At 61.4% G+C, this 19,668-nt stretch carries 16 protein-coding genes and 1 pseudogene; 9 read left to right on the top strand and 8 right to left on the bottom strand.

The features are described 5' to 3' along the window. The first annotated feature begins 5 nt into the window (after positions 1–5). The 5 genes from ACXX83_RS23650 to gcvH all read left to right on the top strand — a co-directional run bounded on the left by ACXX83_RS23650 (position 6) and on the right by gcvH (position 5,967). The gene (locus ACXX83_RS23650; protein WP_458550225.1) at positions 6–1,223 is read left to right on the top strand and encodes a 2-octaprenyl-3-methyl-6-methoxy-1,4-benzoquinol hydroxylase; all 1,218 of its coding nucleotides are present in this window, start codon (positions 6–8) and stop codon (positions 1,221–1,223) included. Positions 1,224–1,469: 246 nt separating this feature from the next. Beyond that, entirely contained in the window at positions 1,470–2,474 is a 1,005-nt protein-coding gene (locus ACXX83_RS23645; protein ID WP_015097299.1) for an extracellular solute-binding protein, read from the top strand. Positions 2,475–2,678: 204 nt separating this feature from the next. Then, complete coding sequence (locus tag ACXX83_RS23640) at positions 2,679–4,295, top strand: ABC transporter permease (RefSeq protein WP_458549746.1); 1,617 nt, start codon at positions 2,679–2,681, stop codon at positions 4,293–4,295. A 156-nt stretch (positions 4,296–4,451) separates the two neighbouring features. After that, positions 4,452–5,534, top strand: a complete 1,083-nt coding sequence (gene gcvT / locus ACXX83_RS23635; protein WP_458549745.1) for a glycine cleavage system aminomethyltransferase GcvT — start codon at positions 4,452–4,454, stop codon at positions 5,532–5,534. Between the two features lie 49 nt (positions 5,535–5,583). Beyond that, positions 5,584–5,967 carry a glycine cleavage system protein GcvH gene (gene gcvH / locus ACXX83_RS23630; RefSeq protein WP_116579697.1) on the top strand — a complete coding sequence of 128 codons (384 nt, stop codon included), beginning with the start codon at positions 5,584–5,586 and terminating at the stop codon, positions 5,965–5,967. A gap of 131 nt (positions 5,968–6,098) precedes the next feature. On the opposite strand, the pseudogene ACXX83_RS23625 reads toward gcvH, so the two are convergent. Continuing rightward, a pseudogene (locus ACXX83_RS23625) lies at positions 6,099–6,236 on the bottom strand (DegT/DnrJ/EryC1/StrS aminotransferase family protein); the annotation flags it as partial. Between the two features lie 147 nt (positions 6,237–6,383). Between ACXX83_RS23625 and gcvP the strand changes: the two are divergent. Then, positions 6,384–9,257 (top strand): aminomethyl-transferring glycine dehydrogenase, encoded by a 2,874-nt coding sequence (gene gcvP, locus ACXX83_RS23620; protein WP_458549744.1) that lies wholly within the window; start codon positions 6,384–6,386, stop codon positions 9,255–9,257. A gap of 174 nt (positions 9,258–9,431) precedes the next feature. On the opposite strand, the gene ACXX83_RS23615 is transcribed toward gcvP, so the two are convergent. The 5 genes from ACXX83_RS23615 to ACXX83_RS23595 all read right to left on the bottom strand — a co-directional run bounded on the left by ACXX83_RS23615 (position 9,432) and on the right by ACXX83_RS23595 (position 13,494). Beyond that, on the bottom strand, positions 9,432–9,749 hold the full coding sequence (locus tag ACXX83_RS23615; protein WP_085723777.1) for a DUF2388 domain-containing protein: 318 nt from the start codon (positions 9,747–9,749) through the stop codon (positions 9,432–9,434). Between the two features lie 68 nt (positions 9,750–9,817). Beyond that, positions 9,818–10,267: an NfeD family protein gene (locus tag ACXX83_RS23610; RefSeq protein WP_095964278.1), complete on the bottom strand. Its 450-nt coding sequence runs from the start codon at positions 10,265–10,267 to the stop codon at positions 9,818–9,820. 8 nt (positions 10,268–10,275) lie between these two features. Next, the gene (locus ACXX83_RS23605; protein ID WP_007978923.1) at positions 10,276–11,196 is read right to left on the bottom strand and encodes an SPFH domain-containing protein; all 921 of its coding nucleotides are present in this window, start codon (positions 11,194–11,196) and stop codon (positions 10,276–10,278) included. Positions 11,197–11,280: 84 nt separating this feature from the next. Then, positions 11,281–13,065 carry a type IV pilus assembly ATPase TfpB gene (tfpB, locus tag ACXX83_RS23600; RefSeq protein ID WP_126048201.1) on the bottom strand — a complete coding sequence of 595 codons (1,785 nt, stop codon included), beginning with the start codon at positions 13,063–13,065 and terminating at the stop codon, positions 11,281–11,283. Between the two features lie 90 nt (positions 13,066–13,155). Continuing rightward, entirely contained in the window at positions 13,156–13,494 is a 339-nt protein-coding gene (locus ACXX83_RS23595; RefSeq protein ID WP_458549743.1) for an ACT-like domain-containing protein, read from the bottom strand. 126 nt (positions 13,495–13,620) lie between these two features. Here ACXX83_RS23595 and ACXX83_RS23590 point away from each other — a divergent pair, with 126 nt between their 5' ends. Next, the gene (locus tag ACXX83_RS23590) at positions 13,621–14,085 is read left to right on the top strand and encodes an Lrp/AsnC family transcriptional regulator (RefSeq protein ID WP_008015415.1); all 465 of its coding nucleotides are present in this window, start codon (positions 13,621–13,623) and stop codon (positions 14,083–14,085) included. 108 nt (positions 14,086–14,193) lie between these two features. Here ACXX83_RS23590 and ACXX83_RS23585 read toward each other — a convergent pair whose 3' ends face one another. Next, entirely contained in the window at positions 14,194–15,561 is a 1,368-nt protein-coding gene (locus tag ACXX83_RS23585; protein ID WP_015097290.1) for a CYTH domain-containing protein, read from the bottom strand. Positions 15,562–15,718: 157 nt separating this feature from the next. Between ACXX83_RS23585 and argE the strand changes: the two genes are divergently transcribed. Further along, the gene (gene argE, locus ACXX83_RS23580; RefSeq protein WP_458549742.1) at positions 15,719–16,888 is read left to right on the top strand and encodes an acetylornithine deacetylase; all 1,170 of its coding nucleotides are present in this window, start codon (positions 15,719–15,721) and stop codon (positions 16,886–16,888) included. A gap of 244 nt (positions 16,889–17,132) precedes the next feature. Continuing rightward, complete coding sequence (argA, locus tag ACXX83_RS23575; RefSeq protein ID WP_150716308.1) at positions 17,133–18,431, top strand: amino-acid N-acetyltransferase; 1,299 nt, start codon at positions 17,133–17,135, stop codon at positions 18,429–18,431. 92 nt (positions 18,432–18,523) lie between these two features. Here argA and tauA read toward each other — a convergent pair whose 3' ends face one another. Further along, entirely contained in the window at positions 18,524–19,513 is a 990-nt protein-coding gene (tauA, locus tag ACXX83_RS23570) for a taurine ABC transporter substrate-binding protein (protein ID WP_458549741.1), read from the bottom strand. Positions 19,514–19,668 lie beyond the last annotated feature (155 nt).

Here is a 19,668-nt window from a genome sequence, read left to right as displayed (position 1 = left end):
TGGAAATGCGCGCAGATCTGCTGATTGTCGGGGCCGGAATGGTCGGCAGCGCCCTGGCGCTGGCGTTGCAGAACAGCGGGCTGGAAGTCCTGCTGCTGGACGGCAGCCCCATGAGTGTCAAACCCTTCAACACTCAGGCCGCTTTTGAGCCGCGCGTGAGCGCCTTGTCGGCCGCCAGCCAACGGATTCTCGAACGCCTTGGCGTCTGGGACGGCATCGCCGGGCGGCGCAGCAGCCCCTACACCGACATGCAGGTCTGGGATGGCAGCGGCACCGGGCAAATTCACTTCTCGGCGGCCAGCGTGCATGCCGAGGTGCTGGGGCATATCGTCGAAAACCGAGTGGTCCAGGATGCCTTGCTCGAGCGCCTGCACGACTGTGACCTGGGGTTGCTGGCCAATGCACGGCTGGAACAGATGCGCCGCTCCGGCGATGACTGGCTGCTGACCCTGGCCGATGGCCGCACCCTGCGCGCACCGCTGGTGATCGCAGCGGATGGCGCCAACTCGGCCGTGCGGCGCCTGGCCGGGGTCGCGACCCGCGAATGGGATTATCTGCACCATGCCATCGTCACCAGCGTGCGTTGCGCCAAGCCGCACCAGATGACGGCCTGGCAGCGCTTCACCGACAATGGTCCGTTGGCGTTTCTGCCACTGGAGCGCGACGGCGAACAGGATTGGTGCTCGATCGTCTGGTCGACCACACCCGGCGAAGCCGAACGCTTGATGGCGATGGATGACCAGGGTTTCTGCAAGGAACTGGAGCGAGCCTTTGAGGGGCGGCTCGGTGAAGTGCTCAGCGCCGACCCGCGCCTGTGTGTGCCTCTGCGCCAGCGGCATGCCAAGCGTTATGTGGCCGAAGGCCTGGCGTTGATCGGCGACGCGGCCCACACCATTCACCCGTTGGCCGGGCAGGGTGTGAACCTCGGATTCCTCGATGCCGCCGTGTTGGCCGAAGTGTTGCTGCAAGCGGCAACCCGTGGCGAACGCCTGGCGGATGTGAAAGTCCTCAGCCGTTACGAGCGTCGGCGCATGCCCCACAACCTGGCACTGATGGCGGCGATGGAGGGCTTCGAGCGCTTGTTCCAGGCGGATCCGTTACCGGTGCGCTGGTTGCGTAATACCGGGTTGAAAATGGTTGAGAAGATGCCCGAGGCCAAGGCCTTGTTCGTGCGTGAAGCGCTGGGGTTGACCGGGGATTTGCCGGCGCTGGCCAAGCCCTGAGTTCTGCATAGAGGCTACTGGCCTCTTCGCGGGCAAGCCCGCTCCCACAGGTATCGCTTTGGGCACGGGATTTGTGAACGACACCGGCCACTGTGGGAGCGGGCTTGCCCGCGAAGGCGTCAGCACAAGCACCAAAAATTCCAGGCGTCGCAACATCCAGTAACGCCTCCGCGATCAGCTTCGATTGAGAAGCTAAATGTGAGTCCTTATCATTTGCCCTCATTTTCCAATCGAGAGACCGCTCCCATGTTGGCACCGAAGCGTCTACTGACTGCACTGGCCCTGACCCTGATTGGCAGCACCGCCGCCCAGGCTGCTGACGAGGTGGTGGTCTACTCCTCGCGTATCGACGAGCTGATCAAGCCAGTATTCGATGCCTACACCGCCAAGACTGGCGTGAAGGTGAAGTTCATCACCGACAAGGAAGCGCCGCTGATGCAGCGGCTCAAGGCCGAGGGCGCGAATACGCCGGCCGACCTGCTGCTGACCGTCGATGCCGGCAACCTCTGGCAAGCCGAGCAGATGGGCATCCTCCAGCCGTTCACCTCGAAAACCATCGACGCCAACATTCCGCTGCAGTACCGGGCAGCCTCCCACGCCTGGACCGGCTTGAGCCTGCGGGCGCGGACCATTGCCTACTCCACTGACCGTGTGAAGCCGGGCGAACTGACCACCTATGAAGCACTGGCCGACAAGCAATGGGAAGGCCGCCTGTGCCTGCGTTCGGCGAAGAAGGTCTACAACCAGTCCCTGACCGCGACCATGATCGAAGTGCACGGCGCCGGCAAGACCGAGGAAATCCTCAAGGGCTGGGTCAAGAACCTGTCTACTGACGTATTCTCCGACGACACTGCCGTGCTCGAAGCGATCAATGCCGGCCAGTGCGATGTCGGCATCGTCAACACCTACTACTACGGCCGCCTGCACAAGCAGAAGCCGGATCTGCCGGTGAAACTGTTCTGGCCGAACCAGGCCGACCGTGGCGTACACATCAACCTGTCGGGTATCGGCCTGACCCAACACGCGCCACACCCGGAAGCGGCCAAGGCCCTGGTGGAGTGGATGACCACGCCTGAAGCGCAGAAAATCTTTGCCGACGTGAACCAGGAGTTCCCGGCCAACCCGGCCGTACAGCCATCGGCTGAAGTCGCCGCATGGGGCAAGTTCATCGCTGATACCTTGCCTGTGGAAATCGCCGGCAAGCGCCAGGCTGAGGCGATTCGCCTGATGGACAAGGCTGGCTGGAACTAAATCGACCGTTATACTGCGCCCCGCCCATGCGGGGCGTTTTGTTTGAGTGCCCCGTGCTTTTGACTCTGCAGGAGCGAGCTTGCTCGCGATGAACGTCAGGGCACCGCGGACCGTCAGGCTCCCTGCGTTATCGTTGACGTTTTTCGCGAGCAAGCTCGCTCCTACAGTGTCGATTTCACCCATTAATAGTAGAGAACCAAGCCTGTGGCCCACCCCGCCCAACGCCGCTGGTATCCCGTCGTCTTCGCCATCGCTGCGCTGGTCCTGTTGCCCCTGAGCGTCCTGCTGCTTTCCTGGCAAACCATCGATCAACAGATCTGGTCCCATTTATGGGACACACAGATGCCGCGCTTGCTGGGCAATACCCTGACCCTGGTGCTAGGCGTCGGTGTCGGCGTGACAGTCCTGGGTGTAAGCCTGGCCTGGCTGACCAGCCTTTGCGAATTCCCCGGCCGGCGCTGGCTGGACTGGGCGCTGATGCTGCCCTTCGCGATTCCGGCCTATGTGCTGGCCTTCGTCTTCGTCGGCCTGCTGGATTTTGCCGGGCCCGTGCAAACCCTGCTGCGCGAATGGTTCGGCAGCGGTCTGCGACTGCCGCGCGTGCGCTCCACGGGCGGGGTGATTGTGGTGCTGGTGCTGGTTTTCTATCCCTATGTGTATCTGCTCGCCCGCACGGCCTTCCTCGCCCAGGGCAAAGGCCTGATGGAAGCGGCGCGGGTCCTGGGTCAATCGCCCTGGCAAGCGTTCTGGCGCGTGGCATTGCCCATGGCGCGGCCAGCCATCGGTGCGGGTGTGGCATTGGCGCTGATGGAAACCCTGGCGGATTTCGGCGCCGTGTCGGTGTTCAACTTCGATACCTTCACTACGGCCATCTACAAGACCTGGTACGGTTTTTTCAGTCTGTCTTCCGCCGCGCAACTGGCCAGCTTGTTGCTGCTGGTGGTGATGCTCGTGCTCTACGGCGAACGGCGTGCTCGCGGGGCCAACCGGGCGGGCAACGAGCGGCCACGGGTCAAGGCGCTGTACCACCTGCGGGGCTTGAAGGCTCTGGCGGCCTCGACCTGGTGCGGTCTGGTGTTTGCCTGCGCTTTCGTTATCCCGATGCTGCAATTGGCGGTGTGGTTCTGGCAGCGCGGGCGCTTCGATCTCGACGAGCGCTACACCGGGTTGATCGTCCATACCTTGTACCTGGGGGCGATGGCGGCGTTGATCACCGTCAGCGTCGCCTTGTTGCTGGCGTTTGCCCGACGCCTGGCGCCCACCCGGGTCATTCGTTCCGGGGTCAGTCTGGCCAACCTGGGTTACGCCTTGCCAGGCTCGGTGCTGGCTGTGTCGATCATGCTGGCGTTCAGTTACCTGGATCGCGAGCTGGTGATTCCGCTCTCGAGCTGGCTCGGTGGCGCGGGCAAGCCGCTGCTGCTGGGCAGTCTGTCAGCGTTGTTGCTGGCCTATCTGGTGCGCTTCATTGCTGTGGCTTACGGGCCACTGGAAAGCAGTCTGGCGCGTATACGGCCATCTTTGCCCGAAGCGGCACGTAGCCTTGGCGTCAGTGGGCCACGACTGTTTTTCAAAGTGTATCTACCGTTGTTGTTGCCCGGCACCTTGAGCGCGGCGCTGCTGGTGTTCGTCGACGTGCTCAAGGAAATGCCCGCGACCCTGCTGATGCGCCCCTTTGGCTGGGACACGCTGGCGGTGCGGATCTTTGAAATGACCAGCGAAGGAGAATGGGCGAGGGCATCTTTGCCAGCGTTGACCCTGGTGCTGGTCGGGCTGCTGCCGGTCATCGGATTGATCCGGCGCTCAGCGCATCGAAACAGCTAGGTGTCAGTCCTACACCTTGCGGCTACAATGCGCGGCATTCGGTGCGGTCCGTCTGACAGACCAGGTAGCTGAAATCGGCTAAAGGCCTTTTGTTTCAAGGCATTCAGTCCGTGCAGCACTTGCCCGCACCTTCGCCACGCCCGGAAGGAGAAACCCATGGGACAGCGTACGCCTCTGTATGACCTTCATCTCGCGCTCGGCGCAAAGATGGTCGATTTTGGCGGTTGGGACATGCCTTTGCATTATGGATCGCAGGTCGAGGAACACCATCAGGTGCGCCGCGATTGCGGTGTCTTCGATGTATCCCACATGACCGTTATCGACGTCGGCGGCCCCCAGGCCAAAGCCTGGCTTCAGCATTTGCTGGCCAATGATGTCGAACGCCTGCACAGCTCCGGCCGTGCGTTATACAGCACCATGCTCAACGAGCAGGGCGGCATCGTCGACGACATGATCGTCTACCGTCTCGACGAGGGCTATCGCCTGGTGGTCAATGCCTCCACCCGCGATCAGGACATGGCCTGGATGCAAGCGCATCTCGACGGTTTCGACGTGCAGCTTCGCGAGCGTTCCGAGTTGGCGATGCTGGCCATCCAGGGGCCTCACGCCCGGCAAAAAATTGCCGAGCTGGTCAACCAGTCCCGCGGCAACCTGATCCAGCTCCTCAAGCCCTTCGAAGGCCTGCCCGATGGTGACTGGTTCATCGCGCGCACCGGTTATACCGGCGAAGACGGCCTGGAAATCATTCTGCCGGCGGATCAGGCACCAGGGTTTTTCAACGATCTGGTCGGCGCCGGGATTTCTCCCATCGGTCTTGGCGCGCGGGATACCTTGCGGGTCGAAGCCGGCATGAACCTTTACGGTCAGGATATCCAGCAGGATGTTTCACCCCTGGCCTCCAATATGGCCTGGACCATCGCCTGGGAACCTGCCACCCGGCAGTTCATCGGGCGCAAGGCTCTGGAAACCGAGCAAGCCGCTGGTGTACAGCACAAACTGGTCGGTCTGGTCCTTGAGGAGCGCGGTGTTTTACGCGCTCATCAGGTCGTGCGCATCGCCGATGTTGGCGAAGGGGAGATCACCAGTGGTAGTTTCTCTCCTACGCTTAGCAAGTCGATAGCACTGGCGCGCGTGCCGATGGCAACTGCAGACCGCGCTGAAGTGGAAATTCGTGGCAAGTGGTACCCGGTCCGGGTGGTCAAACCGACCTTCGTACGCCACGGCAAAACCTTGATCTAATCTTTTCCAGCGGTTAACGACCGCTGACAATTTCCTGAGGACACAGAACATGAGCAATATCCCTGCCGACCTGCGTTTTGCCGAAAGTCACGAATGGGCACGTCTGGAAGCCGATGGCACCGTCACCGTGGGCATCAGCGATCACGCGCAGGAAGCGCTGGGTGATGTGGTGTTCGTCGAGTTGACCGAAGTCGGCAACGTGTTTGCTGCCGGTGATCAGTCGGGTGTCGTTGAATCGGTTAAAGCCGCTTCCGATATCTACTCCCCGATTGCCGGTGAGGTGATCGCGGTCAACGAAGCGCTGAGTGCTGAGCCTGAGCTGCTCAACTCCGATCCGTACGGCGCGTGGATCTTCAAGCTCAAGCCAAGCAACACCGCCGATCTGGAAAAACTGCTGGATGCCGCCGGCTACAAGGCCGCCATCGGCGAGTAATACTCGCCCCCCGTAGGAGCTGCCGCAGGCTGCGATCTTTTGCCTTTGTTTTTAAAATCAAAAGATCGCAACCTGCGGCAGCTCCTGCAATGGCTGAGTCAAGACCGCAAGACGGCTTTGCTCATCGCCGTGAACATGCCCTCCTTAAAACCGCGCTCGCGGTAAAGGCTCAACAGGTGAATCGGTGAGTAGTGATAGCCGATCCCGATCCAGACCCCCAATGCCTGCATCTGCGCCATGAAAGTCGCCCGTGCCTGGGCCGCATCCTTTGCGCGTCACCGGGTCTATGTCGGCAAACACCGGGGTGGCGGAGCCGGATTGGCTGACGACGCCACGCCATCCACGCGAAGATCGACTGCTATGCTGGTTTGACCGTGTTGCATCGACGCTGAGCGCCAGTCAAGAGAGAGCCCGTCATGTCCCAGTTGCCGTCCCTGAGCCAGTTACACGACCCCAATGCCTTTCTGCGCCGCCACCTAGGACCCGATGCCGCCGAGCAACAGGCGATGCTCGACAGCCTTGGCCTGGGCAGCCGGGTCGAATTGATCGAGCAAACGGTGCCGCCGGGCATCCGCCTCAACCGGGCGCTGGACCTGCCCCCGGCCCTCGATGAAGAGGCCGCGCTGGCCAAGCTGCGTGGGTATGCCGAGCAAAACCAGGTCTGGACCAGCCTGATCGGCATGGGCTACAACGGTACCCTCACACCGGCGGTCATTCTGCGTAACGTGCTGGAAAATCCCGGCTGGTACACCGCGTACACACCCTATCAACCGGAGATCGCCCAAGGGCGGCTCGAAGCGCTGCTGAACTTCCAGCAAATGACCATCGATCTGACCGGTCTGGAACTGGCCAACGCCTCGCTGCTCGATGAGGCCACCGCCGCGGCGGAAGCGATGGCCCTGGCCAAGCGGGTCGCCAAGTCCAAAAGCAATCTGTTCTTTGTCGACGAAAACTGCCACCCGCAAACCATTTCCGTGGTGCAGACCCGCGCCGAAGGTTTCGGCTTCGAGCTGATCGTCGACGCTGTGGATAACTTGAAGCAGCACCAGGTGTTCGGCGCGTTGCTGCAATACCCTGACACCCACGGCGAGATCCACGACCTGCGGCCGCTGATCGATCACCTGCACGCGCAGCAGGCCCTGGCCTGTGTCGCCACGGATTTGCTGAGCCTGTTGTTGCTGACCCCGCCGGGTGAACTGGGCGCCGATGTGGTGTTCGGCTCTTCCCAGCGGTTTGGCGTGCCCATGGGCTACGGCGGGCCACATGCGGCATTTTTTGCCAGTCGCGATGAGTACAAACGGGCGATTCCCGGGCGCATCATCGGTGTTTCGAAAGATGCGCGAGGCAACACCGCCCTGCGCATGGCCCTGCAAACCCGCGAGCAACACATCCGCCGGGAGAAGGCCAACTCCAACATCTGCACGGCCCAGGTGCTGCTGGCCAATATCGCCAGTTTCTATGCGGTCTACCACGGCCCGGAAGGGCTCAAGCGTATCGCCCAGCGGGTTCACCGGCTGACCTGCATCCTGGCCGCCGGGCTTGAGCGCAAGGGTATCACCCGGGTCAACCGGCACTTCTTCGACACCCTGACGCTGGAAGTCGGCGGAACCCAGACCGCGATCATCGAAAGTGCCCGGGCCGCGCAGATCAACCTGCGCATTCTCGGGCGCGGCCAATTGGGCTTGAGCCTCGACGAGGCCTGCGACGAAACTACCGTGGCGAAGCTGTTCGACGTGTTTCTGGGGGCCGACCACGGGCTCAGTATCGAGGACCTGGATGCCGAAGTCCTGCCTGGCGGAATTCCCCAAGGGTTGGTGCGAACTTCGCCTTATCTGCGCCATCCGGTATTCAGCGCCCATCACAGCGAAACCGAGATGCTGCGCTACCTCAAGCAACTGGAAAACAAGGACCTGGCGCTCAATCAATCGATGATCCCGCTGGGCTCCTGCACCATGAAGCTCAACGCCACCAGCGAGATGATCCCGATCACCTGGCCGCAGTTTGCCAACCTGCACCCGTTCGTGCCGAAAGAGCAGGCCGCCGGATACGGGCTGATGATCGAGGAACTGGAGCGCTGGTTGTGCGCGATCACCGGTTTCGATGCAATTTGCATGCAGCCCAACTCCGGTGCCCAAGGCGAATACGCCGGCCTGCTGGCGATCCGCAAATACCATGAGAGCCGGCAACAGGGCGGCCGCGATATCTGCCTGATTCCTTCGTCAGCGCACGGCACCAATCCCGCGTCGGCGCAAATGGCCGGGATGCGCGTGGTGATCGTCGAGTGTGACGAGGCGGGCAACGTCGACCTGGATGACCTCAAGGAAAAAGCCGCGCAGGCCGCCGACAATCTCGCCTGCCTGATGGCGACCTATCCTTCGACCCATGGCGTGTATGAGGAAGGCATCAGCGAAATTTGCGAAGTGATCCACCAGCATGGCGGTCAGGTGTACATGGATGGCGCCAACCTCAACGCCCAGGTCGGGCTGGCGCGGCCGGCGGATATTGGCGCCGATGTCTCGCACATGAACCTGCACAAGACCTTCTGCATTCCCCATGGTGGCGGCGGTCCGGGCATGGGGCCGATCGGAGTACGGGCGCATCTGGCGCCGTTCGTGGCCAACCATCCGGTGGTGCCGATTGACGGGCCGCAGCCGCAGAATGGCGCCGTCAGTGCGGCGCCCTGGGGCAGTGCAAGCATTCTGCCGATCAGCTGGATGTACATCGCCATGATGGGGCCGCAACTGGCGGACGCCAGCGAAGTGGCGATCCTTGCTGCGAATTACCTGGCGCGGCATTTGTCCGGTGCCTTTCCGGTGCTCTACACCGGGCGTAATGAACGGGTAGCCCACGAATGCATCCTCGACCTGCGACCGCTCAAGGCGTTGACCGGCATCACCGAAGAGGACGTCGCCAAGCGCCTGATGGACTACGGCTTCCACGCCCCGACCATGTCGTTCCCGGTGCCGGGGACGCTGATGGTCGAACCGACCGAAAGTGAATCGAAGGCGGAGCTGGACAGGTTTATCGGCGCAATGCTGAGCATCCGCGCGGAAATCAACGAGGTGCAGAACGGTAACTGGCCGGCGGAAGAAAACCCGTTGAAAGGTGCGCCGCATACGCTGGCCGATATCACCGGCGTGTGGGAGCGACCGTACAGCATCGAGCAAGCCGTCACGCCGGACGCGCATACCAAGGCTCACAAATACTGGCCGGTGGTGAACCGGGTGGACAATGTATATGGAGATCGGAACCTGTTTTGTGCGTGTGTGCCGGTTGACGACTACCGCTGACCTCCCAGGCAATACATAACCCCTGTGGGAGCGGGCTTGCTCGCGAAGGCGGCCTGACAGTCAGCAAAGATGTTGGATGTGCCGGCCTCATCGCGGGCAAGCCCGCTCCCACAGGGTTTTGTGTTGGGCAAAAAAATGCCGCTCAACTGAGCGGCATTTTGCTGTTCTCGACTGTTACTCCGAAGCCACGGCATTCTTCGCCAGGATCGCGTTCGCCAACTCCATGTCCGTGGCTTGCAGGCCCGGGTTGTCGGCGCGGACTTTCTGCATGGCCGCTTCCAGGTACGGGCCGCGGATACCGCCATCGCTGGCGACGAAGCTGCTGGCATCGTCCTGGGCCGCGACCACCAGCTTGTGATCCTTGGATGTCAGATAGCTCGAACCGGTGGTTGCACCGGACGTAAGAACGTTACGCCAAAAAGTATCGGCCATCGCCGAACCGACAGGCAGGGACAACAGCGCGACGGTAGCGACAGCAAGTTTGAAACGCATGACAGGGTGACTCCACTGGGTTGACTACGCGGTTGGATTGCCAACCCCCAATCGAGTTCCGTGGCTGCCTATTCCGTCGTTTCGACCAGCAGGATCGCGCCTTGCTGGCCGACCACTCGCACGCGGCTGCCAATGGCAGCGTCCGGCCCGCGGGCCATCCACACGCCGTCGGCCACCTTGATTTTGCCGCGACCGTCGACAATTGCTTCATGCACCACGAAGGTCTTGCCGATCAGTTCCTGGCCACGCAAGTTCAGGTGCGGCTGATCGCTCAGGCGAGTCGCCGTGCGCTGACGTCGCCACCAGTACAAGGCGGTGGCGATCGACAACAGGCCGAACAACAGGAACTGCCATTCCCACGACAGGCCCGGCAGGAAGAAGGTCAGGACGCCCACGGCAGCTGCTGCCATACCGATCCACAGCAGGTAGCCGCCGGCGCCGAACACTTCAAGAATCAACAACACCGTGCCCAGCGCCAACCAGTCCCAGAACGAAAGATGCTGCAAAAATGCCCACATGGCGCGCCTCAGGCTTTCTTGTTATCGAAAGTGGCTTTGACGATTTCGCCAATGCCGCCCACCGCTCCGATCATCGAACTGGCCTCCAGCGGCATCAGGATCACTTTGCTGTTGTTGGCCGAAGCCAGCTTGCCCAGCGCGTCGATGTACTTCTGCGCCACGAAGTAGTTGACCGCTTGCACGTTACCGCTGGCGATCGCTTCGGACACCACCTTGGTGGCCTGGGCTTCTGCCGCGGCTTGCCGCTCCCGGGCTTCGGACTCCAGGAAGGCGGCCTGCCGGCTGCCTTCGGCTTCGAGGATCTGCGCCTGCTTCTTGCCTTCGGCGGTCAGGATCGCTGCGGCACGCAGGCCTTCGGCTTCGAGGATCTGTGCACGCTTGATCCGTTCGGCCTTCATCTGCCCACTCATCGCCGCCATCAGGTCGGCGGGTGGGCTGATGTCCTTGATCTCGATCCGGGTGATCTTGATGCCCCACGGCGCGGTCGCTTCATCGACGGTGCGCAGCAGTTTTTCGTTGATGCCGTCGCGCTGGCTGAGCATGGCGTCGAGTTCCATCGAGCCGAGCACCGTGCGGATGTTGGTTTGCAACAGGTTACGAATGGCGTGCTCGAGGTTGTTCACCTCGTAGGCAGCCTGGGCCGTGTTGACCACCTGGAAGAAGCACACGGCGTCGATTTGCACCGTGGCGTTGTCAGCGGTGATGACTTCCTGTGGTGGAATATCCAGCACGCTTTCCATCACATTCATCTTGCGCCCGATGCGGTCCATGACCGGAACGATGACGTTCAGCCCCGGCTTGAGCGTGTTGGTGTAGCGCCCGAAACGCTCGACGGTCCATTCAAAACCCTGGGGCACGACCTTGAAGCCCATGAACAGAATGGCGACCACCAGGCCGACAAAAAGCAAAAGCACACTACCGATCTGCATAACGATTCCTTGTTGATGTGTGGATCTGTGGAGTAGCAATCGTTGGAGTGTAGCGGTGCCGATGGCGGATAAGAACAGCCGGGCTCAGTTCTGCTCGCTCTGGGGCGTCACGCGCAGCACCTCCTCGATGGTCGTCATCCCGGCGGCGACCTTTTGCGCCCCTGACAGTCGCAGGCTGCGCATGCCTTCCTTGAATGCCTGGCGCCGCACGGCCAGCAGATCGGTATCAGGACTGATCAACGCCTTGATGCCATCGCTCAGTTGCATGATTTCGTAGACTCCGGCACGGCCGCGATAACCGGTATCGCGGCATTCCACGCAACCGACGGCGCGCTGGGCATTGCCTGGCAGCGGTGCCTGCCAGGGGCGGGTCAGGGTTTGCCAATCGTCTTCGCCCAGCGCCAGCGGCGCCTTGCAGTGCGGGCACAGGGTTCGCACCAGTCGCTGGGCCATGACGCCAAGCACCGTGGCCTTGATCAGGTAATGCGGCACGCCGAGTTCCAGCAGGCGGCTGATGGCGCCGGGCGCATCGTTGGTATGCAGGGTCGACAGCACCAGGTGCCCGGTGAGCGCCGCCTGGATCGCCATCTCCGCGGTTTCGAGGTCGCGGATTTCGCCGATCATGATGATGTCCGGGTCTTGTCGCATCAGCGCACGCACGCCGGCGGCGAAGGTCAGGTCGATGTTGTGCTGTACCTGCATCTGGTTGAAGGCCGGCTCGACCATTTCAATCGGATCTTCGATGGTGCAGAGGTTGACTTCCGGCGTCGCCAGTTTTTTCAGGGTGGTGTAGAGGGTGGTGGTCTTGCCCGACCCCGTCGGCCCGGTGACGAGGATGATGCCGTGGGGCTGGCGGGTCATGTCCTGCCAGCGGCGCAGGTCGTCGGTGGAGAAACCGAGCTGGTCGAAGTCCTTGAGCAGGACGTCCGGGTCGAAGATCCGCATGACCATTTTTTCGCCGAAGGCGGTGGGCAGTGTCGACAAGCGCAATTCAACTTCACCGCCGTCCGGGGTCTTGGTTTTCACCCGGCCGTCCTGGGGTTTGCGTTTCTCCGCGACGTTCATGCGCCCCAGGGTTTTCAGGCGACTGACGATGGCCATGGTGACCTGGGGCGGGAATTGGTAGACGTTGTGCAGCACGCCGTCGATGCGAAAGCGCACCGTGCCTTGTTCGCGACGGGGCTCGATGTGGATGTCGCTGGCGCGTTGCTGGAACGCGTACTGGAACAGCCAGTCGACGATGTTGACGATGTGGGCATCGTTGGCGTCCGGCTCCTGGTCGCTGGCGCCGAGGTTGAGCAACTGTTCGAAATTGCCGAGAGTGCTGACGTGCGGGTCGGCGCTGTTGGCCCCGGTGACCGATTTGGCCAGACGGAAAAATTCGACGCTCAAGCGCTGGATGTCCACCGGGTTGGCCACCACGCGCTTGATCGGCAATTTGAGCACGTGGGTCAGGTCAGCCTCCCAGCCGCTGACATAAGGCTGGGCGCTAGCCACGGTCACCGCATCACGGTCGATCGCTACCGCGAGGATCTTGTGGCGCTGGGCGAAGGCATAGGACATCAGCGGGGTCACGGCCGCGACGTTGATTTTCAACGGATCGATGCGCAGATAAGGCTGTCCGGCCTGCCGGGACAGCCACAGGGTCAGGCTTTCCAGGTCCAGCAGTTTGCCGGGGCGGCTGAGGTCGCCCAACTGTTGGCTGGCAATGAACTCCAGCGGATGCATTTGGCCATGGGTGGCGTTGCGGCGGCGGGCATTGAGCGCGTGTTCGGCCGAATCCTGGCTGATAAAGCCCTGGGCGACCAGTTCGCGCAGCACATCATTGAGATCCAGCCAGCGGTCCTGAAAGGCGAGTTGTACGGACATGCGGGCTCCTTTTGAACGACAGTGCGCAAAGGATAGCCGTGGCCCGGCTGACCGCTGGGCCACTACCCGACGAAGCCGTTTCGGCGTTTTTCAGCCCGCCGCCTGTATCGTGTCGGCCCAGGCAGAGTCAGCTTCCTGCAGCTCAACCGAGCAGACGCAGATCAGGTTACGAAGTTTTTCCGCGATCACTTGCGCGCGATGCCAGCTCAAACCGTCGATGACGATCTCGATGGTCAGCCAGTCGTCCTGGCGCTGCACGTTGACCTGTTCCGGCGTGAGCAATTGCAAGGCGAACAGATTGAGGGCGCGACACAGCAGGTCCGGTTCGGCCTCGGCCAGCATTTGATAGTGAACACGGCAATGGGCATTGCTGACGTTCCAGACATCGGCGCGGGCAGGTGGGGTGTTCACGGCTTCGAGATACGGCATGCTCAGGCTCCAGAATTACTGGGGAAATATTTACATCCTGTGCCGGGTATTTCTTCTCTATGATTGGCCAGATGGCAGGAATACAGACTTAATCAATTCACATATCAAGAGATTGAAGGTTTTTTTATGCAGAGCGAACTGGACAGCTATGACCGCAAGATCCTCGCCTTATTGCAAGAGGATGCTTCGCTCTCCAGCGCGCAGATCGCCGAGCAGGTGGGGCTCTCGCAATCGCCTTGCTGGCGACGTATTCAGCGGATGAAGGAGGAGGGCATCATTCGCGGCCAGGTGACCTTGCTCGACCGCAAGAAAATCGGCCTGAACACGCAGATCTTCGCGGAGGTGAAACTCAATGCCCACGGGCGTTCGAACTTCACCGAATTCACCGAGGCGATTCGCGGTTTTCCGGAGGTGCTGGAGTGTTATGTGCTGATGGGGGCGGTGGATTTTCTGCTGCGGATTGTCACGGCGGACATCGAGGCGTACGAGCGCTTCTTCTTCGAGAAGTTGTCGATGGTGCCGGGGATTCAGGAGGTCAACTCGATCGTGGCGTTGTCGGAGATCAAGTCCACGACGAGTTTGCCGGTCTGATGTTTTGTGGTGAATGTACGGGCCTCTTCGCGGGCAAGCCCGCTCCCACAGGGGATTTGTGTCGATCACAGATCCAGTGTGGGAGCGGGCTTGCTCGCGAAGGCGGTATTACAGACGCAGCAACATCTTCCAGGCACGGTTCTGATACACCGCAATCGCCTGCTGCTTGCGCGCATCCAGGACTTCGTCGGTGATCGATTCGTTGGCCAGTTGCGCCAGTTTATTGAGTTCACCGTACAGGCGATCCATTTCCGGGATCTCCAGCACGTTACGCGCATGGTGCAGCCAGACCTGGATGCGTTCGATGCGCGGCAGTTGCTCGGCCAGGTCTTCCGGCTGTTGCTGGTAACGCTGCAGTTGCAACGAAGTGGCTTCTTCGCCCAGCAGGCGCGGCAACCAGCTGCCCAGTTGCGCAGCACCCTGGCGATTGCCACGGGTGTTGCGGTCGGCAGCCCAGGTGCGGGCCAGCAGCCAGCGTGAGGTCGTCAGTGAGAACAGGCCCCAGCGCGGGTCTTCGAGTTCTTCAAGGAACTGCTCGGGCGCGGCTTTGCGCACGTCTTCATCGTCCAGGCCGGCCTGGACCAGCGGGCGCCAGTCTTCCAGCAAGGCATCAAGGGCAATGCGCAGGTCGTGAGTTGACTGGCGTGGTGCGGCTTGACCCAGGCTGCTGATCAGCGCGCGCATTTCGGCCAGGCACTCGACCCAGTCCTGCAGCAGGCGCCAGTGACCGTTGAAGCGATACTGCTCGGCCAGGCGCTGGCTGCTGCCGAGCAAGTGCCAGCTCAGTGCGGCGAACGCGTCGTCCAGCGGTGTTTCGGCCGTGATCTGCGGCGCCGGCAGGCTCAATGAATAGCTGTGGGCGTCGTACAGGCGATAACCGCGCTCGGCCTTGCTGATATCGCATGGCATCAGCGCCAGTTTCTCGGCCAGCTCGGCGGCCAGCTCCAGCAATGCGGCCGGCTCGCCTTCACGCAGCTCCAGCTCCAGCTCGCAGATTTCTTCTTTCTGCTTGCCGACCACTACGTGACCAAGGTCCAGGGCGGCTTCGATGACCACTTTGGTCTTGCCGCGGCCCCAGGCGATTTCCGCGCGTTCGCGGACGAAGTCGGTGGTGAAGATCGGCTTCAGGGTTTTCTTGTCCAGTGTGGCCAGTTCCTCGGGCCAGCATTCGCCGTCGAGTTTCTTCAGGTCGAGCTTGGCTTTGGGCAGATTCCAGTCGTACTCGTTACGCACCGACAGGCCGGCGACGCTCTGGCCGCGGGTCTTGAGGGTCTGGATCACTTCTTCGCCATCCTTGCGCAGGCGCAGGGCGACTTTGGCCTGGGCCAGGTCGCGCTCGGGCGTGTCGAAGTACTGATTCATCAACTCACGGCGTTCCCAGCCACTTTTGTTGCGTTTTTTCAGTAAAGGGTGCTCGCGCAGGGCGGCGAGGGTTTCGCGGCTGACGCGGAGTTTGATTTCGGTTTCTTTCTGCATGGCCGGAAAATCCAGGATCGGGAGCGCAGCCGGGGGAATGTGTGGCTGCCAAGGTCGTGCAGTGTACAGGACTCGAGGTTGGTACGCGCCGAGACGGTTTATTCCTGTCATCGGTTGGTTCTATGATGAACCTCAATTCGGGTGCCGGGAGTCAGCGATGCCATTGCCGTCGATGAAAGAACAGTTCGCTGCGCTGATCGCCGCGCCGTCCGTCAGTTGTACCCAACCCAGACTCGATCAAAGCAACCGCCCGGTCATCGATCTGTTGGCGACGTGGCTCGGTGAGCTGGGTTTTACCTGCGAGATCCAGCAGGTCAACCCCGGCAAGTTCAACCTGCTGGCCAGTTTCGGCTCAGGCTCCGGCGGCCTGGTGCTGGCCGGGCACAGCGATACCGTGCCGTTCGACGGTGCGCTGTGGCAAACCGACCCGCTGAAGCTGACGGAAGTCGACGGTCGTTGGGTCGGTCTGGGCAGTTGTGACATGAAGGGCTTTTTCGCCCTGGCGATCGAGGCGGTCATCCCGCTGCTCGATCAGCCGTTCAAACAGCCACTGCTGATTCTCGCCACCTGCGATGAAGAAAGCTCGATGTCCGGTGCCCGTGCGCTGGCCGAAGCGGGGCGGCCGCTGGGGCGGGCGGCGGTGATCGGCGAGCCGACCGGGCTCAAGCCGATCCGTATGCACAAAGGCATCATGATGGAACGCATCGACATCCTCGGGCAGAGCGGTCACTCTTCCGACCCGCGCCTGGGCCACAGCGCCCTTGAGGCCATGCACGATGCCATCGGCGAACTGCGTGGTCTGCGCTTGTTATGGCAGCGCGAATTCCGCAATCCACAGTTTGGCGTGCCGATGCCAACGATGAACTTCGGCTGCATCCATGGCGGCGACAATCCCAACCGCATCTGCGGCCAGTGTTCGCTGGAATTCGATTTGCGACCGCTGCCCGGCATGGACCCCAAGGTCCTGCGTGCCGAGATCCTGCAGAAGCTCAAGCCGGTTGCCGAGCGGCATCAGGTCAAGATCGATTACGCGCCGTTGTTCCCCGACGTGCCGTCGTTCGAGCAGGCCGAGGACGCAGAACTGGTGCGTATTGCCGAAAAGCTCACCGGACACAGCGCCGAAGCAGTGGCGTTCGGCACCGAAGCACCTTATCTTCAGCGCCTTGGTTGTGAAACGCTGGTGCTTGGCCCGGGTGATATCGCTTGCGCCCATCAGCCGGGGGAATACCTCGAAATGTCACGTTTGCAGCCTACGGTGCATCTATTAAGGCAACTGATCGAACACTATTGCCTGACACCGGCCCAAGCCGCGGTGTCAACCACTTGAACGCAACACTTGTAGGAGCTGCCGAAGGCTGCGATCTTTTGATCTTTGGTTTTAGAATCAAGAGCAAAAGATCGCAGCCTTCGGCAGCTCCTACTGGGGGCGCGATTAAATTGCCAGTTTCCAAACCCGTATTCATGAGGAGAGCGCGCGTGTCGCCAAGCCTGTTCCGACGATAACCATCAGCCCGCTGTGCGTTTTCAGTTTCGCCCTTTTTTCGGCTGCTATTTATTACAGGCCCAGGTTCATGCCCGAATACGTCAATTGGCTTCGTCACGCTTCGCCTTACATCAACGCCCACCGCGATTGCACCTTTGTCGTCATGCTGCCCGGCGACGGAGTTGAACACCCGAACTTCGGCAATATCGTCCACGACCTGGTGCTGTTGCACAGCCTGGGCGTGCGCCTGGTGCTGGTTCACGGCTCCCGGCCGCAAATCGAAGCGCGCCTCGCGGCCCGTGGCCTGACCCCGCATTACCATCACGGCATGCGTATCACCGATGCCGCGACCCTGGAGTGCGTGATCGACGCGGTGGGCCAGTTGCGCATTGCCATTGAGGCTCGCCTGTCGATGGACATGGCTTCGTCGCCCATGCAGGGCTCGCGCCTGCGGGTGGCCAGCGGCAACCTGGTGACGGCACGGCCGATCGGCGTGCTTGAAGGCGTCGACTATCACCACACCGGCGAAGTGCGCCGGGTCGACCGCAAGGGCATCAACCGTCTGCTGGACGAGCGCTCCATCGTGCTTTTGTCGCCGCTGGGTTATTCACCGACCGGTGAGATTTTCAACCTGGCCTGCGAAGACGTCGCCACCCGCGCGGCCATCGACCTGGGCGCGGACAAGCTGCTGCTGTTCGGTGCCGACCTGGGTCTGATCGACGAACACGGGCGCCTGGTGCGCGAACTGCGTCCGCAGCAAGTGCCGGCGCATCTGCAACGGTTGGGCAGCAACTATCAGGCAGAATTGCTGGATGCCGCGGCCGAAGCTTGCCGTGGCGGCGTGGCCCGCAGCCATATCGTCAGTTACGCCGAAGACGGTGCGTTGCTGACCGAGCTGTTCACCCGCGACGGTGGCGGCACTCTTGTGGCCCAGGAACAGTTCGAAGTGGTACGCGAAGCCGCCATTGAAGACGTCGGTGGTTTGCTGGATCTGATCAGTCCGCTGGAAGAGCAGGGCATCCTGGTGCGCCGTTCCCGCGAGGTGCTGGAGCGCGAAATCGAGCAGTTCAGTGTGGTTGAACGCGAAGGCATGATCATCGCCTGTGCGGCGCTGTATCAGATCGCCGATTCGGACACGGGTGAACTCGCGTGTCTGGCGGTGAATCCGGAGTACCGCCATGGCGGTCGCGGTGATGAGCTGCTGGAGCGTATTGAAACCCGCGCGCGAGCTCAGGGATTGAAAACCTTGTTCGTCCTCACCACCCGCACCGCGCACTGGTTCCGCGAGCGTGGTTTCGAACCCAGCAGTGTCGACCGGCTGCCGTCGGCGCGGGCGTCGCTGTACAACTATCAGCGTAATTCGAAGATCTTCGAAAAAGCCCTTTGAGGTTGTAGGAGCTGCAGCAGGCTGCGATCTTTTGATGTTGCTTTTCAGGATCAAAAGATCGCAGCCTGCGGCAGCTCCTACAGGAACCTTGTTTACTCCTGGACAAACTTCGCGCTGACATACGGCGAATAATCCGGCAGCACCGTCTCCACCTTCCCTTGCTCCTTCAGGAATTTCGCCGTCTCGCCAATGGCCTTGGCCGTGCCGCCGTCCAGCAGCGCGGTGCTCTGTTGCGCCTTGGCATCGGGGAATGCGGAACCGGCCAGTAACTCCGGCACATCGGCGGCGTTAGCACCGGTCAGTTTGGCGATTTTCTGGACGGGCACCGAATCAACGGTCCATTGGTCCTTATGGGCGGCGTAGTCGGCGAACGAATCCAGGGTGACCTTGGCGAATTTGGCCACCACATCTGGGTGCTTCTCTGCGTAATCCTTGCGCGCCACCCAGACCTCAAAGGTTGGCGCGCCCCATTGGCCGACCTGCGCAGCGTCGGTCAGGGTCTTGCCAGTCTTGCGGATTTCCCCCAGTGCGGGCGACCAGACAAACGCGCCGTCAATATCTCCACGCTTCCAGGCTGCCGCGATTTCCGCCGGCTGCAGGTTCACCACTTTGACTTTCGAACCGTCCAGGCCCCAGTGCTTCAGCGCACCGAGCAGGCTGTAGTGGGAGGTTGAAACGAAAGGCGTGGCTATGGTCTTTCCGATCAGATCTTGCGGTTTTTCGATGCCGCTGCCGTTACGTACCACCAGCGCTTCAGCGGCATTGATCTGGGCCGAGACGATGAACGCGACAATCGGCAGGTTGCGCGAGGCGGCAGCGGCCAGCGGACTGGAGCCGAGATTGCCGATTTGCACATCGCCCGAGGCAATCGCCGTGACCACTTCCGGGCCGCTGTTGAAGCGCCGCCAGTCGATGGGCTGGCCGATGGTTTTTTCATAAAGGCCATCGGCCTGGGGCACTTTGCTGGGGTCGATTCCGGTTTGATAACCGACGGTGAGGTTCACCGCCTGAGCGGTGAAAGAAAATGCGAGAGATACACAAGCTGTAACAATTGGTCCGGATAGTGCGCGTTTGGTCGTCATGGGGCCGCCTTTCGGTAAAGGATTTGTTTCCGAATTGCGTCAAAAACTAAACGATATAAAAAAGTAAAAATAAATACCAATTAGGAATTAGCTTATGAGCCAAACCCTCTATTCAGGGGGGTTCTCGAAATTGGGAGCTAAATTCCTAAACGGTA

This window comes from Pseudomonas sp. GNP012 (assembly GCF_054343835.1).
Note: the sequence above shows the minus strand (reverse complement) of the source record. Positions and strands in the feature narration are given on the sequence as shown.